Source organism: Dysosmobacter sp. Phy (assembly GCF_054476235.1).
Genome location: NZ_CM136997.1, coordinates 1886373 through 1901773 on the forward strand (window position 1 = coordinate 1886373; position 15401 = coordinate 1901773).

The window sequence follows — 15401 nt, forward strand, 5'->3', positions numbered from 1 at the left end:
AAAAGACCGCCGGAAGGCGGTCTTTTTTTCACGGGTCCTCCTGGGGGCGGGTCCGGGGAAGGTTCCAGCGGAAGTGTGCGGAGAGCAGGCGGATCAGCAGCACCGCCGCGGTGCCGCCCAGGGTGGCGGGGACCTCGCCCCACACCCGCCACAGCCCCACGCACACCAGGGCCCCCGCCAGGGAGGCGGAGGCGTACACATGCTTGACGAAGATGTAGGGCGTCTGTCCGGCCAGCACGTCCCGCAGCACGCCGCCGCCCACGCCGGTGACCACGCCCACGAACACCAGCAAAAACAGCGTGGGGCTGCCGGTGCTGCCGTAGGCGATGCGGATGCCCACCACGGTGAAGATGCCAAGGCCCGCGGAGTCCAGGATCAGCATGGACAGGTCGTACAGCCGCTGGTCCCACATCAGCACCCGCCGGATGCCCGGCAGGAACAGCACCAGGGAGGCGCCCAGAGCCACCAGGGCATAGATGGGATCCTGAAAGGTGGCGGGCGGGGTGTTGCCCAGGATCACGTCCCGGATGACGCCGCCGCCCACGGCGGTGGTCAGGCCCAGGGTGCACACGCCGAAGAGGTCCATGCCCCGTTTCAGCCCCGTAATGGCACCGGAGGCGGCGAAGGCCAGCGTCCCCGCCAGCTCCAGGATCAGGAAAAACAGTTCCATCGGCGCCGCCTCACACTTCTCCGCCCCGGACCATCTCCATGAAGGCGGCGGCCGCGGCGGTGGGGGAGACGTCCTGCAGGGTGCACATGTCCACGCTGCGGGCGGGAATGTCGAAGTCTACCTGCAAAAGCCGGATGTCCCCGGCCTCCAGGTCCTTTTTCACGAATTCCAGGGTCACGCCCGCCACACCCAGGCCGATCCGGGCCAGGGTCACCAGCAGCTGCCGGGAGCTCAGCTCGATCTCCGGCGTCAGCGTCACGCCGGCCTTTAAAAATTCCTGCTCCAGAAACACCCGGCTGCTGGCCTTGCGCTCCAGAAGGATCAGGGGGAACGATGCGATCTCCTGGCGGGTGTGGACGTGGTCGAAGTCGCACTCATACTCCCGGCCCGCCACAAAGGCGGTGTGGGTGGCAAAGCACGGCCATGTGACAAGCCCTGGGTCCGCCGGGGAGGAGGCGAAGGCGATGTCCACCGCCCCGGACCGCAGCAGGGCCAGCACCTTGGCGCTGCGGCCGCTGACGATCTTCAGCCGGATGCCGGGGTGGAGCCGGTGGAAGGCCTCCAGATACGGCGTGAGAAACTGGCCGGTGACGGTGTCGCTGGCGCCGATGACCAGCGAGCCCAGCAGCAGCTGCTGGGCCTGGGAGAGCTTGTCCTCGCCGGTGGCGATAAGCCCCAGGGCGCTGCGGACATACTGATAGAGCAGCTGCCCCTCCCCGGTCAGCGTCACGCCCCGGGGACTGCGGGCGAACAGCCGGGCCTGGAGTGCCGTCTCCAGCTGCTTGACGGACTGGCTCACCGCCGACTGGGAGATATACAGGTTCCGGGCCGCCACGGAGATGTTGCCGGTTTCGGCCACCTCTTTGAACACCCGGTACAGTTCCAGCTTCACCGCCATACTGCCGCCTCCTGTTTTCGTAAAATCAGTGTTGCTTATCATAGGCAGACCTATTATAAGCAAGCCCCGGCAGAAAGGCAAGTCCTCCGCCGGGGAAAAATTCCCCCGGACGGCTTTGCAACCGCCGGCATTTTTGGTATACTCTATAAAATCAGCAAACGATCACAGGGGAGGCGCGTATATGGAGATCCACATTCTGGCGGTAGGCGACGTGGTGGGGGAGCCGGGCCTGCGGCACCTGGAGCGGCACCTGCGGCCCTTGCAGAAGCTCAAGGACATCGCCTTCACCGTGGTCAACGGGGAGAACGCCTCCGGCGTGGGGCTGACGCCGGACCAGGCCTGCCGGATCTACGACGCCGGCGCCGATGCGGTGACTCTGGGTAATCACACCTTTGGGAAGATGCAGATCCGGGACTTCCTGGAGGACACGCCCTGGCTGCTGCGGCCGGCCAACTACACCGGTCGGGCCCCGGGCCGGGGCTGCGGGATCTTTGAGCGGAACGGCTTTTCCGTCCGGGTCGTCAACCTCATCGGCCGCTGCGACCTCCACTGGGGGGGAGAGAACCCCTTCACCACCGCCGATGCCCTGCTCAAGCGGGGAACGGCGGAGGTGACGCTGGTGGACTTCCACGCTGAGGCCACCAGCGAGAAGCTGGCCATGGGCTACTACCTGGACGGCCGGGTGTCCGCCCTGTGGGGCACCCACACCCACGTGCCCACCGCCGACGAGCGGGTGTACCCCAAGGGCACCGGCTACATCACGGACCTGGGCATGACCGGGCCGGTGGAGTCGGTGCTGGGGGTGGAGCCCTGGCAGTCGGTGGAGCATTTCTTGGGGGGCCTGCCGGGCCGCTACCGCAGCCCCGAGGGGCCCTGCAAGCTGCAGGGCGCCGTATTCACCGTGGATACCGCTACGGGCCTTTGCACCGCCGTGGAGCGGGTGGACGTCCGGTAAATTGGGAGAATTACAACATAAGAAAGAGGAAATGCAGTATGTCAATCCAGAAAGTGAGAGCGTATTTTGAGACCCTGGGCATCGCGGACCGTATCCGGGAGTTTACCGTGTCCTCCGCCACGGTGGAGCTGGCGGCGGTGGCCGTGGGCGTGGAGGGCGCCCGCATTGCCAAGAGCCTGAGCTTCAAGGTGGACGACCACCCCATCATCATCGTGGTGGCCGGGGACGCCAAGGTGGACAACAGCCGCTACAAGGCCCAGTTCCACACCAAGGCCAAGATGCTGACCTTTGAGGAGGCCCACACCCTCATCGGCCACGACGTGGGCGGCGTGTGCCCCTTCGCCCTGCCGGAGGACGTGCAGGTGTACCTGGACGTGTCCTTAAAGCGCTTTGAGACCGTGTTCCCCGCCGCCGGCAGCGACAACAGTGCCGTGGAGATGACCTGCGAGGAGCTGGAGCGGTACGCCTCCAACTTCGTGGCCTGGGTGGACGTGTGCAAGGCCTGGCGTCCGGAGGAGCAGAACTGACGGGAGGCGGACCATGCTGACATTCATCCATGCCGCCGACTTCCACCTGGACAGCGCCTTCGGCGCCCTGGACCAGCGGCGCTCCGCCGCCCGCCGGCGGGAGAGCCGAGAGACGGCGCTGCGCCTTTCCAACTATGTGAACAGCCAGGGCGTGGACCTGGTGCTGCTGGCCGGGGACCTGTTCGACAGCGCCGCGGCCTTCCGGGAGACCGGGGAGCAGCTCTCGGCGGCCCTGGGGCAGATGGAGGCGCAGGTGTTCATCGCCCCCGGCAACCACGACTGGTACGGCCCCGGCAGTCCCTGGCGCACCGTGGACTGGCCGGAAAACGTGCATATCTTCTCGGAAAATGCCCTGACCGCCGTGGAGCTGCCGGAGTGGAACCTGGTGGTCCACGGGGCGGCCTTCACGGGGCCCGAGCAGGCGGAGAGCGCGCTCCGGGGCTTCACCGCCCCCGACGACGGTAAAGTCCACATCGGACTGCTCCACGGGGAGGTCGAGGCGCCGGAGGACCGGTACGGCCCCCTGCGCAAAGACGATATTGCCGCCAGCGGCCTTGCCTACCTGGCCCTGGGCCACGTCCACCGGCGGACCGAGCCGGTGCGCATCGGCGGCACGGTCTGCGCCTGGCCCGGCTGCATCGAGGGCCGGGGTTTCGACGAGCTGGGGGAGAAGGGCTTCTACCGGGGCACCCTGGACGAGAGCGGCCGGGTGTCGTTGACCTTCGTGCCCTTTGCCCGGCGGCGGTATGAGATCCTGGAGGTGGACGTCACCGGAAAGGACTCCCGCGCCGCGGTGGAGGCGGCGCTGCCCGCGGACACCGCCCGGGACCTGTACCGCATCGTCCTCACCGGCGAGACCGGGGAGGGCGGCGCCGGAGCGGCGGCGCTGGAGGAGGCCCTGGCAGACCGGTTCTACGCCCTGGAGGTCCGGGACCGGACCCGCATGGCCGAGGACCTGTGGGCCCGGGCGGAGGAGGACTCCCTGCGGGGGTTGTTCCTGCGGCAGCTGCGGCTGAGACGGGACGGAGCAAAGACGGAGGAGGAGCGCCGGGCGGCGGAGCAGGCGGCCCGGTTCGGCCTGGCGGCCCTGGACCACAGGGAGATCGGATAAGGAGCGGAGGACTGCCATGAAACGGATCTTGCTGATCGGCACCGGCGGCACCATCGCCTCCGAGGTCACGGACAGCGGCCTGATGCCGGAGCTGACCACGGAGCAGCTTCTGGCCCACCTGCCGGCGGTGTCGGACATCTGCGATGTGGAGTGCTTGCAGCTGCTGAACCTGGACAGCACCAACATCACCCCGGCCCACTGGCTGGAGATGGCCCGGTGTGTCCGGGACCACTACGACGATTACGACGGCTTCGTCCTGACCCACGGCACCGACACCATGGCCTATACGGCGGCGGGCCTGAGCTACCTCATCCAGGGCAGCCCCAAGCCCATCGTCCTCACCGGCGCCCAGAAGCCCATCGGCTTCGACTCCACCGACTCCAAGGTGAACCTGACCGACGCCTTGCGCTGCGCGGCGGAGGACCTGCCGGGCGTCGCCATCGTCTTTGACGGCAAGGTCATCCCCGGCACCCGGGCCAAAAAGACCCGGTCCAAGAGCTTCCAGGCCTTCTCCAGCATCAACTTCCCCTATCTGGGGGTCCTGCGGGACGGGGTGCTGTTGCGCTATATCCGCCCGGAATGCGCCGGGGCACCGGTGTTTTACGACCGGCTGGATACCGCCGTGGCCCTTTTGAAGCTGCTGCCGGGCATGGACCGGGCGGCGGCGGACTTTTTGCTGGAGCGGAACCACGCCCTCATCATCGAGAGCTTCGGCGTGGGGGGACTTCCCGAGCACGGCGGGTTCTACGAGTGCGTCCGGGACTGGATGGACCGGGGGCGGATCATCGTGGTGACCACCCAGGTGGAAAACGAGGGCAGCGACCTGGGGGTGTACCACGTGGGCCACGCCCTCAAGCGGCGGCTGGGAGTGCTGGAGGCCTACGACATGACCTGCGAGGCCGTGGCGGCCAAGCTCATGTGGATCCTGGGCCGGACCCGGGACCGGGCGGAGGTGGAGCGGCTGTTCTACACCCCGGTGGCGAGAGACATCCTCTGGCCGGCGGAGTGAGAGACTTGCCGGAGAGCCTCCGGGGGCCGGGAGGTTCCCGGGGAATCCGCCCCCATTTTCTTTTCGAGGCATCGAAAAGAAAACGGCCGCGGCCGGTCAAAAGAAAAGATGCCTGGACGAAAGGGCGGCCCATCCGGGCCGCCCTTTCGTGGTACGGGGGTCGTGCGAATCGGTCCGGCGGGTGTCGGACGCCCCGTCGTCTCTGCGCCTTCCCCCGGCGGTCGAAAGACCCTGGAGCCACATAGACCGTGCGGTGGAGGGACGGGGTGGTGGACGGATGTGCCTGTACTTCTGTCTCCGCGCGTTCCGCTTCGCTACGCGCTGCCGGGGCGATTGCTGAGAGCGCCAGGGCGGCGGGCAGGTCCTCCATCCGCCCCCACATTCCACCGGGAAGGCTGCATCGTCCGCCAGAGCAGCGCGTAGCGAAGCGGAACGCGCGGGAGTAGAAATTCGCCAATTCAGTTTTCCACCCCTGTTACCCGCCGCAGTTGTTATGCGGGAATCAGGCTCTTCAAGTGCAGGGGTAAGGCGCAAGGCCGACGGGGCGCCCGACACCCGCCGCACCGATTCGCACGACCCCCGTACTTCGGCAAAACGCCCCCCCGGGGCGTTTTGCCGCCGGCGGTTTTCTCTTCCACCGGGCGCGGCGCATTCTCTTTTGGCAAGACAAAAGAGAATGGGGGGCGTATCCCCGCAGGGGCGACCCCTGCACTGGCAGGACCCTGCCGGCCCCGGCAAAAAACCACCACAACTGCCCTTCAAAAAGCCGCCAAAACAGGCAGAATGTCCCCTTGACAGGGACACACCGACGTGGTATAGTGTCCTCGAATTTGAAAAAAGGCATCGAAAAGGACGCTGACCGGGAAAGACAGCAGAGAGGAGCCGCCATTGGCTGCAAGCGGCTCTTGCCGATTACCGGACCCCAGCCACCGCCTTGGAGCCGCCCACCGATATGTAGGCTGGGACGGGACCTCCCGTTACAGAGGACACGAGCGGCGCTCCTTTGGGAGCGCAAGCAGGGTGGAACCGTGGAATACGTTTGTTCGTATCTCACCCCTGATTTTTCGTCAGGGGTGGGATATTTTTGTTTTGCAACAAAAATATGGCAGCTGATCTCAGCCTCACCCCTCGCCGCTGAAGCGGCAACCGGGGTGAATGGCAGAAAAACAGCGGTCCGCTGTTTTTCGAGTTCACCCCTCAGACAAGGAGGAAACATCATGAGCGAGGAAAACATCTACACCTTTGAAAACCCCGAATACCGGAAAACCTACTGGCACACCTGCTCCCACGTCCTGGCCCAGGCCATGAAGCGCCTGCACCCGGAGGTGAAGCTGGCCATCGGTCCCAGCATTGAAAACGGCTTCTACTATGACTTCGACACCCCCCGGCCCTTCACCCCCGAGGATCTGGAGGCTCTGGAGGCCGAGATGCGCAAGATCTGCAAGGAGAAGCTGAAGCTGGAGCGGTTCGAGCTGCCCCGGGAAGAGGCCGTGAAGCTCATGGAGGAGAAGGAAGAGCCCTACAAGGTGGAGCTCATCAACGACCTGCCCGCCGACGCCGTCATCTCCTTCTACAAGCAGGGCGAGTTCACGGACCTGTGCGCCGGTCCCCACCTGGACTCCACCGGCCGCATCAAGGGCAACGCCATCAAGCTCACCAGCGCCACCGGCGCCTACTGGCGGGGCGATTCCAACCGCAAGATGCTCCAGCGCATCTACGGTGTGGCCTTCCCCAAGAAGGATGAGCTGGATGCCTACCTCCAGCAGCAGGCCGAGGCCCTCAAGCGGGACCACAACAAGCTGGGCCGGGAGCTGGAGTACTTCACCACCGTGGACGTGATCGGCCAGGGCCTGCCCGTGCTGCTGCCCAAGGGCGCCCGGGTGGTCCAGCTGATGCAGCGCTGGATCGAGGACACCGAGCAAAAGCGCGGCTACCTCCTGACCAAGACCCCCCTCATGGCCAAGCGGGACCTCTACAAGATCTCCGGCCACTGGGACCACTACCTGGACGGCATGTTCATCCTGGGCGACCCCTATGATGAGACCAAGGAGTGCTTCGCCCTGCGTCCCATGACCTGCCCCTTCCAGTATCAGGTGTTCCTCAACCGCCAGCGGTCCTACCGGGACCTGCCTATGCGGCTGGGTGAGACGTCCACCCTGTTCCGCAACGAGGACTCCGGCGAGATGCACGGCCTCATCCGCGTCCGCCAGTTCACCATCTCCGAGGGCCATCTGATCCTCCGCCCCGACCAGCTGGAGGAGGAGTTCAAGGGCTGCCTGGACCTGGCCAAGTACTGCCTGGGCACCCTGGGCCTGCTGGACAAGTGCACCTTCCGCTTCTCCCAGTGGGATCCCGCCAACCCCAACAACAAGTACGAGGGCACCGCGGAGCAGTGGGAGCACGCCCAGTCCGTCATGGCCCAGATCCTCAAGGACCTGGACGTGGAGTACACCGTGGGCATCGACGAGGCCGCCTTCTACGGCCCCAAGCTGGATATTCAGTACAAGAACGTCTACGGCAAGGAGGATACCCTGGTCACCATCCAGATCGATATGCTCCTGGCCGAGAAGTTCGGCATGTACTATATCGATGAAAACGGCGAGAAGGCCCTGCCCTATATCATCCACCGCACCTCCATGGGCTGCTACGAGCGGACCCTGGCCTACCTGATCGAGGAGTACGCCGGCGCCCTGCCCACGTGGCTTGCCCCCGAGCAGGTCCGCTTCCTGCCCGTCACTGACCGGGCCGCCGACTACTGCGCGGACCTGTCCCGGAAGCTGGGCGACATGGGCTTCCGCTCCGAGGTGGACTACCGCAACGAGAAGATCGGCCGCAAGATCCGGGACGCCCAGATGGACAAGGTCCCCTATATGCTGGTCATCGGCGACCGGGATATGGAGAACGGCACTGTCTCTCCCCGCCACCGCGCCGACGGCGACCTGGGCGCCATGTCCTTCGAGGACTTTGCGGCCCAGCTGCGGGAAGTGGTGGATACCAAGGCCAAGCGCTGAGTCCCGCCCGTCACAGAAGAATATTTGGAAAAGGCCGCCCGCTGGGCGGCCTTTTCTGGAAAACAGGGAAAATGACCGTTGATGGCGGACATTAGTCCTGCTGAAATAGACAAAATCTGAAGTAATCTTACGCAAAAAAACTGGATGCTTTTCTGAAAATCATTTCCTCCGCCGCGAAGGCGTTGCCACGGCCGCGGCGGGGGAGTATACTCATACAAGAGAAACGATACCCGCCGGGGCCTGTCCCAAAAGGACGGAGGCGCCCGGGGGAAAGGAGGAACCGGCCATGAGCCAAGAATTCAAGAAAGTTCTGGTAGCCAACCGGGGCGAGATCGCCATGCGGATCTTCCGGGCCTGCCACGACCTGGGGCTCCAGACCATCGCCATCTACTCCAATGAGGACATGTACAGCGTGTTCCGCACCGCCGCCGACGAGTCCTATCTGATCGGCAAGAACCTCAGCCCCCTGGGGGCCTATCTGGACATTCCCCGGATCATCGCCCTGGCCAAGAAGCACGGGGCCGACGCCATCCACCCCGGCTACGGCTTTTTGTCGGAGAACGGCGACTTCGCCCGGGCCTGTGAGGAGGCCGGCATCAAGTTCATCGGTCCCTCTTCCCGCGTGCTGGACCTGATGGGCGACAAACTCTCCGCCAAGCAGATCGCCGTGGAGTGCGGCGTGCCCACCACCCCGGGCACCACCGAGCCCCTCCAGAGCCGCCAGGCCGCTCAGAAGCTGGCTATGGAGTTCGGCTTCCCCGTGATTTTGAAGGCGGCCGCCGGCGGCGGCGGCCGGGGCATGCGCCGGTGCGACACCGTGGAGGAAGTGGGCGTCAACTTCGACCTGGTGAAGGCCGAGGCCAAGAAGGCCTTCGGCAACGACGACATCTTCATGGAGAAGTTCCTGGTGGAGCCCAAGCACATCGAGGTCCAGGTCCTGGGCGACGAGCAGGGCAACGTGGTGCACCTGTTCGAGCGGGACTGCTCCCTCCAGCGCCGCTACCAGAAGGTGGTGGAGTTCACCCCCGCCTTCTCTGTGGACAAGAAGATCCGCCAGGCCCTGTACGAGGACGCGGTGAAGATCGCCAAGCACGTGGGCTATGTCAACGCCGGCACCCTGGAGTTCCTGGTGGACAAGGAGGGCCATCACTACTTCATTGAGATGAATCCCCGGATCCAGGTGGAGCACACCGTCACCGAGATGGTCACCGGCGTGGACCTGGTCCGTTCCCAGATCCTCATTGCCGAAGGCTGCCCCCTCAGCGATCCCCGCATCGGCATCAAGAAGCAGAGCGACCTCCACGTCAACGGCTACGCCATCCAGTGCCGCGTGACCACCGAGGACCCGGCCAACAACTTCGCCCCCGACACCGGCCGCATCACGGCCTACCGCTCCGCCGGCGGCTTCGGCATCCGCCTGGACGGCGGCAACGCCTACACCGGCGCGGTGATCTCTCCCTACTACGACTCCCTGCTGGTGAAGATCACCACCTGGGACAACACCTTCGAGGGCGTGTGCCGCAAGGCCGCCCGGGCTATCAACGAGGTCCACGTCCGGGGCGTCAAGACCAACATCGCCTTCATCACCAACATCCTCAAGAACCCGGCCTTCATCGCCGGTCAGTGCCATACCAAGTTCATCGACGAGACGCCGGAGCTGTTCCAGCTGGACGAGAGCCAGGACCGCGCCACCAAGATGCTCAAGTATATCGGCAACATCGTGGTCAAGGAGCAGGGCGAGCACAAGCTCTATGACGAGTGCCGCTTCCCGCCGGTGACGGGCAACCGGCCCGACGGGCTCAAGCAGATGCTGGACGCCAAGGGCCCCAAGGCCGTGGCCGACTGGGTGAAGGACCAGAAGAAGCTGCTGATCTGCGACACCACCTGCCGCGACGCCCACCAGTCCCTGCTGGCCACCCGGGTCCGCAGCCGCGACATCCTCAAGGGCATGGAGGGCACCAGCGAGATCCTGGCGGACGCCTTCTCCCTGGAGTGCTGGGGCGGCGCCACCTTCGACGTGGCGTACCGCTTCCTCCACGAGTCCCCCTGGGAGCGGCTGGACATGATCCGGGAGAAGGCCCCCAACCTGCTGCTGCAGATGCTGCTGCGGGGCGCCAACGCCGTGGGCTACACCAACTACCCCGACAACGTCATCCGGGAGTTCATCAAGGAGGCCGCCCGCTCCGGCATCGACGTGTTCCGGATCTTCGACTCCCTGAACTGGATCCCCGGTATGGAAGTGGCCATGGATGAGGTCCTCAAGCAGGATAAGATCTGCCAGGCCACCATCTGCTACACCGGCGACATCCTGGATCCCAAGCGGGACAAATACCCTCTGAAATACTACGTGGATCTGGCCAAGGAACTGGAGAAGCGGGGCGCCCACATGCTGGCCATCAAGGATATGTCCGGCGTGCTCAAGCCCTATGCCGCCAAGAAGCTGGTCTCCACCCTCAAGCAGGAGATCGGCATCCCCATCCAGCTCCACACCCACGACACCTCCGGCAACCAGGTGGCCGCCTGTCTGCTGGCGGCGGAGGCCGGCGTGGACGTGGTGGACTGCGCCATCTCCTCCATGGCCGGCATGACCAGCCAGCCCTCTCTCAACGCCGTGGTGGCGGCCCTTCAGGGCACCGAGCGGGACACGGGCCTGGATCTGGACCGGCTGCAGCTGCTGACCGACTACTGGGAGGACGTGCGCAAGCGCTACGACTCCTTTGAGGGCGGCCTCACCTGCAACAACGCCGACATCTACCGCTATGAGATCCCCGGCGGCCAGTACACCAACCTCAAGCCCCAGGTGGAGTCCCTGGGCCTGGGCAGCCGCTTCATGGAGGTCAAGGAGAACTACCGCAAGGTCAACGAGATGCTGGGCGACATCGTGAAGGTGACGCCCTCTTCCAAGATGGTGGGCGACCTGGCCATCTTCATGACCCAGAACCATCTGACGCCGGAGAACATCGTGGAGAAGGGCGAGGGCCTGGCCTTCCCGGACAGCGCCGTCAGCTACTTCTCCGGCATGATGGGCCAGCCCGCCGGCGGCTTCCCCAAGGATCTCCAGCGGGTGGTCCTCAAGGGCAAGTCGGCCATCACCTGCCGGCCCGGCGAGCTGCTGCCGCCGGTGGACTTCGAGGCCAAGAAGCGGGAGATGGCCTCCTTCGACCCCGATCCCACCTGGCGGGCCGTGCTGAGCTACTGCCTGTATCCCAAGGTGGTGGAGGACTTCGTCAAGAACCAGAAGGAGTACGGCTATATCATGCGGCTGGGCAGCCACGTGTTCTTCCACGGCCTGGCCGTGGGCGAGACCAACAAGGTCAACATCGCCGACGGCAAGACCCTGGTCATCAAGTACCTGGGCCTGGGCGAGGTGGACAAGGAGGGCATGCGCACCGTCAGCTTCGAGCTCAACGGCATCCGCCGGGATGTGCAGGTGCCCGACGAGGCGGCCCAGAAGAACATCGTCAAGGTCCCCATGGCGGACCCCGAGGACAAGAGCCAGGTGGGCGCCTCCATCCCCGGCGCGGTCAGCAAGATCAGCGTCAAGGTGGGCGACACCGTGGAGAAAAACCAGACCCTCATCACCATCGAGGCCATGAAGATGGAGACCGCCATCACCGCCCGCATGGGCGGCGTGGTGGAGAGTATTTTGATCCACGAGGGAGACACCGTCAAGGGCGGCCAGCTGCTGCTGACCATCCGCTGAGGATAGCCTGCCGGGGCCGGTTCCTTCTTTGGGAGGGAGCCGGCCCCTCCGCATTTCCGCCGGAGGGGAGCGGATTTGCAGGATATCTGTCATATTCCAGAGACTGGAAAGGAAAAGTGAAACCCGACTGGCATCAACTTGCAAAAAAGTGGGATATTCACAAAAAAAGACTTGAAAAATGACGGCAAGTGGGATATGATGTGCAAGTATTCAATAGAACCCGGCAAAATATGAAAAGGGAAAGAGGAACCATGATGAAGAAGTATTTATCTTTGCTGCTGGCCGTCCTCATGACGGCTTCTCTGCTGGCCGGCTGCGGCGGCGATACCGCCAGCGACGATACCGCTGCTGATGACACCGCTTCCGCCGAGACCGGCGATACCGCCGCTTCCACCGGCTCCGGCGTGGAGCTGAAGTTCACCACCGGCGGCGACCAGGGCACCTATTATGGCTTCGGCACCGTGCTGGCCCAGTATGTCACCAGCAACACCGGCTCCAAGGTCACTGCCGTGGTCTCCAACGGCTCTCAGGACAACATTGAGCAGATGGACCTGAACACTGCCCAGCTGGGCTTCGTCCAGTCCGACGTCATGAGCTACGCCTATAACGGCGAGCGCCTGTTCGAGGGTATGGCGGTGGAGAACTTCTCCACCGTGGCCGCTCTGTATATGGAGCAGGTCCAGATCGTCACCTGCGATCCCTCCATCCAGTCTGTGGCTGACCTGAAGGGCAAGAACGTATCCATCGGCGCCTCCGGCTCCGGCGTGTACTACAACGCTCTGGACGTGCTGGCCGCCTATGGCCTGACTGAGCAGGACATCAACCCCACCTTCCAGGACTTCGGCAACAGCGTGGACGCCCTGCAGGACGGCAAGATCGACGCCGCCTTTGTGGTGGCCGGCGCTCCCACCGTGGCCGTGACCTCCCTGGCCACCGCCAAGGACGTGTATCTGGTTAGCCTGGACGACGAGCACATCGAGGCTCTGAAGGCCGAGTGCCCCTACTATGAGAAGTACGTGATCCCCGAGGGGACCTATGAGGGTGTCGCCGAGACCACCACTGTGGCCGTGGGCGCCGTGGTCATCGCCCGGGACGACGTGGCTGAGGACGATGTGTACAACTTCGTCTCCGCCATCTTCGAGAACGCCGACTCCCTGGCCCACGACAAGGCCGGCGAGCTGAATCTGGAGTTTGCCTCCTCCGGCACCGCCGTGCCCTATCATCCCGGCGCCGCCAAGTACTTCGCCGAGAAGGGCATCGAAGTTCCCACCAAGTAAGGGGCAGCTGAATCTGTACCGTCCGGAAACTACGGCGGAGGATCTCCGCCGTAGTTTCCGCGGTATAAAGGGCTGTTAAGGCCCTGACAAGAGATGTTCAAGATATTCCAAAGTGAGGGGGAGCCCCCATGGGCCTATTCAAGAAAAAAGCGACTCAGGAGCCGGTGCTGCCGGTAAATGAGGTACACGACGATTCCACCGGCACCGCCGCCGACGTGGAAGCCGTCATGAAAAAATACGACCGGGAGTCCAACACCCGGGTGTGGGAGGGCGCGCCCAAGGTTGCGATCAGCATTCTGATGGCTGCGTTCTCTCTGTACTGCATCATCGACACGGTCTTTCTCACCACCCTGACGGAAATCCGTCTGCCGGTGTTTGTGGGGCTGGTGCTGCTGCTGGGCTTTTTGACCTTTCCCGCCCGGAAGGGCGACGACCGAGTCAACCACCTGCCCTGGTATGATGTGCTGCTGATCGTCTGCGGTTCCGGCGCCTACTTCTTCTATGCCGCCAACGCCATGACAGTCATCCAGCTGTCCAGCCGCATCATGAAGGAACCCCTGTACATGGTGATCGGCTTTATCGGCATCATTGCCCTGATCGAGCTGTGCCGCCGCTGTGTGGGCATTCCCATTTTGTGCGTGGCCGGCGTGCTGCTGGTGTATACCTTCGTCAACCTCATGGGCACCCGGGCGCTGACGGCGGATCAGCTGGCGCTGACGCTGTCCCAGGTGATCCGCACCATGTTCTATACCACCAACGGCATCTTCGGCGGACCCATCAGCGTGTGCGCCAAGTTCATCGTGGTGTTCATCATCTTCGGCGCGTTCCTGGAGCGCACCGGCATCGCCAACTTCTTCATCAGTCTGGCCAACGCCGTGGCCGGCGCCGCCCCCGGCGGCCCCGCCAAGGTGGCCGTTATCTCCTCCGCCCTGTGCGGCATGGTGTCCGGCTCCTCCGTGGGCAACACCGTCACCACCGGTTCCGTCACCATTCCCATGATGAAAAAGACCGGCTACAAGGGCGAGTTCGCCGGCGCAGTGGAGGCCGCCGCCTCCACCGGCGGCCAGATCATGCCGCCCATTATGGGCGCCGCCGCCTTCCTGATGGCGGAGTTCACCGGTGAGCCTTACAGTCAGATCGCTGTCCGGGCCATCCTGCCCGCCGTACTGTACTTTACCGGCATTTACATCGCCGTCCATCTGGAGGCTAAAAAGCTGGGCCTTCAGGGCATTCCCCGGGACCAGCTGCCAAGGCTTGGGCACCTGATGAAGCGCATCTACCTGCTTTTCCCCCTGGTGCTGCTGGTGGCTCTGGTCTCCACCAACACCTACACCATGGCTTACTCTGCCGCCCTGGCCATCGTAGCCACCATCGTGGTGAGCCTGCCCGACATCATTTTGGACGGTATCCATGCCGGTGGCGCGCGCCGCTCCGGCCTGGACCTTGGCCGCATGGTATTCGGCGCCCTGGAGGGCGGCGCCAAGGGCTCCATCACCGTGGCCGTGGCCTGCGGCATGGCCGGCGTCATCTCCGGCTGCATCACGGTGACGGGCCTGGCCTCCAAGCTGCTCAGCGCCATCGTCTCTGTGGCCGGCGGCCATATGATGATCGCCCTGGTGCTGACTATGCTGTGCTGCATCGTGCTGGGTATGGGCGTGCCCACCACCGCCAACTACTGCATCATGGCGGCCACCTGCGCCCCCATCCTGATGGATCCCTCCATCGGCGTGACCATGATGGCGGCCCACTTCTTCGTGTTCTACTTCGGCATCGTGGCGGACATCACCCCGCCTGTGGCCCTGGCGGCCTATGCCGGCAGCGCCATCGCCAAGGCCGATCCCATGAAGACCGGCGTCAACGCCACCAAGCTGGCCATTGCCGCCTTCATCGTGCCCTACATCTTTGCCCTCAGTCCCCAGATGCTCTTTATCGATGTGGACAGCGCCTTCCAGGTGGTCCAGATCTGCATCAGCGCGCTGCTGGGTATCTTCGGTGTGGCTGCCGCCCTCAACGGTTTCCTCTACCGGCATATCCCGCTGGTGCTGAGGGTGGTCATCGCCGCCGGCGGACTGTGCATGCTGGTCCCCGGTACCTGGAGCGATATTGTGGGCTTTCTGCTGGTGGCGGGTGTGGTGCTGTATCAGCGCTTCTCCGCCCGGCGCCTGACCGCGGCCTGAGTGGCTGCTCCCCCTGTGCCGCTGAAAGAGGCCGCTTCCCGAACAGGAGGCGGCCTCTTTTTT

Annotated in this window: 10 protein-coding genes; 8 read left to right on the forward strand and 2 right to left on the reverse strand. The window is 64.4% G+C overall.

Annotated elements, in window-relative coordinates:
* Positions 1 to 28: 28 nt before the first annotated feature.
* Both ACVDHE_RS09165 and ACVDHE_RS09170 read right to left on the reverse strand, forming a co-directional pair.
* Complete coding sequence (locus ACVDHE_RS09165; protein ID WP_213037789.1) at positions 29 to 670, reverse strand: trimeric intracellular cation channel family protein; 642 nt, start codon at positions 668 to 670, stop codon at positions 29 to 31.
* Between the two features lie 10 nt (positions 671 to 680).
* A complete protein-coding gene (locus ACVDHE_RS09170) occupies positions 681 to 1568 on the reverse strand; it encodes a LysR family transcriptional regulator (protein WP_213037790.1) in 888 nt (295 codons plus the stop codon).
* A 181-nt stretch (positions 1569 to 1749) separates the two neighbouring features.
* Here ACVDHE_RS09170 and ACVDHE_RS09175 point away from each other — a divergent pair, with 181 nt between their 5' ends.
* From ACVDHE_RS09175 to ACVDHE_RS09210, 8 genes are all read left to right on the forward strand, one after another.
* Positions 1750 to 2523: a TIGR00282 family metallophosphoesterase gene (locus tag ACVDHE_RS09175; protein ID WP_213037791.1), complete on the forward strand. Its 774-nt coding sequence runs from the start codon at positions 1750 to 1752 to the stop codon at positions 2521 to 2523.
* 38 nt (positions 2524 to 2561) lie between these two features.
* Positions 2562 to 3050, forward strand: a complete 489-nt coding sequence (locus ACVDHE_RS09180) for a YbaK/EbsC family protein (RefSeq protein WP_213037792.1) — start codon at positions 2562 to 2564, stop codon at positions 3048 to 3050.
* Between the two features lie 13 nt (positions 3051 to 3063).
* Positions 3064 to 4161, forward strand: coding sequence for a metallophosphoesterase family protein (locus ACVDHE_RS09185; protein WP_458884389.1), 1098 nt, complete (start codon positions 3064 to 3066; stop codon positions 4159 to 4161).
* 16 nt (positions 4162 to 4177) lie between these two features.
* Positions 4178 to 5170 carry an asparaginase gene (locus tag ACVDHE_RS09190; RefSeq protein ID WP_325285281.1) on the forward strand — a complete coding sequence of 331 codons (993 nt, stop codon included), beginning with the start codon at positions 4178 to 4180 and terminating at the stop codon, positions 5168 to 5170.
* Positions 5171 to 6243: 1073 nt separating this feature from the next.
* Complete coding sequence (thrS, locus tag ACVDHE_RS09195) at positions 6244 to 8181, forward strand: threonine--tRNA ligase (protein ID WP_458884390.1); 1938 nt, start codon at positions 6244 to 6246, stop codon at positions 8179 to 8181.
* Between the two features lie 286 nt (positions 8182 to 8467).
* Positions 8468 to 11884, forward strand: coding sequence for a pyruvate carboxylase (locus ACVDHE_RS09200; protein WP_458884391.1), 3417 nt, complete (start codon positions 8468 to 8470; stop codon positions 11882 to 11884).
* A 254-nt stretch (positions 11885 to 12138) separates the two neighbouring features.
* On the forward strand, positions 12139 to 13161 hold the full coding sequence (locus ACVDHE_RS09205) for a TAXI family TRAP transporter solute-binding subunit (RefSeq protein WP_418724664.1): 1023 nt from the start codon (positions 12139 to 12141) through the stop codon (positions 13159 to 13161).
* Between the two features lie 128 nt (positions 13162 to 13289).
* Positions 13290 to 15338, forward strand: a complete 2049-nt coding sequence (locus ACVDHE_RS09210) for a TRAP transporter permease (protein ID WP_458884392.1) — start codon at positions 13290 to 13292, stop codon at positions 15336 to 15338.
* Positions 15339 to 15401 lie beyond the last annotated feature (63 nt).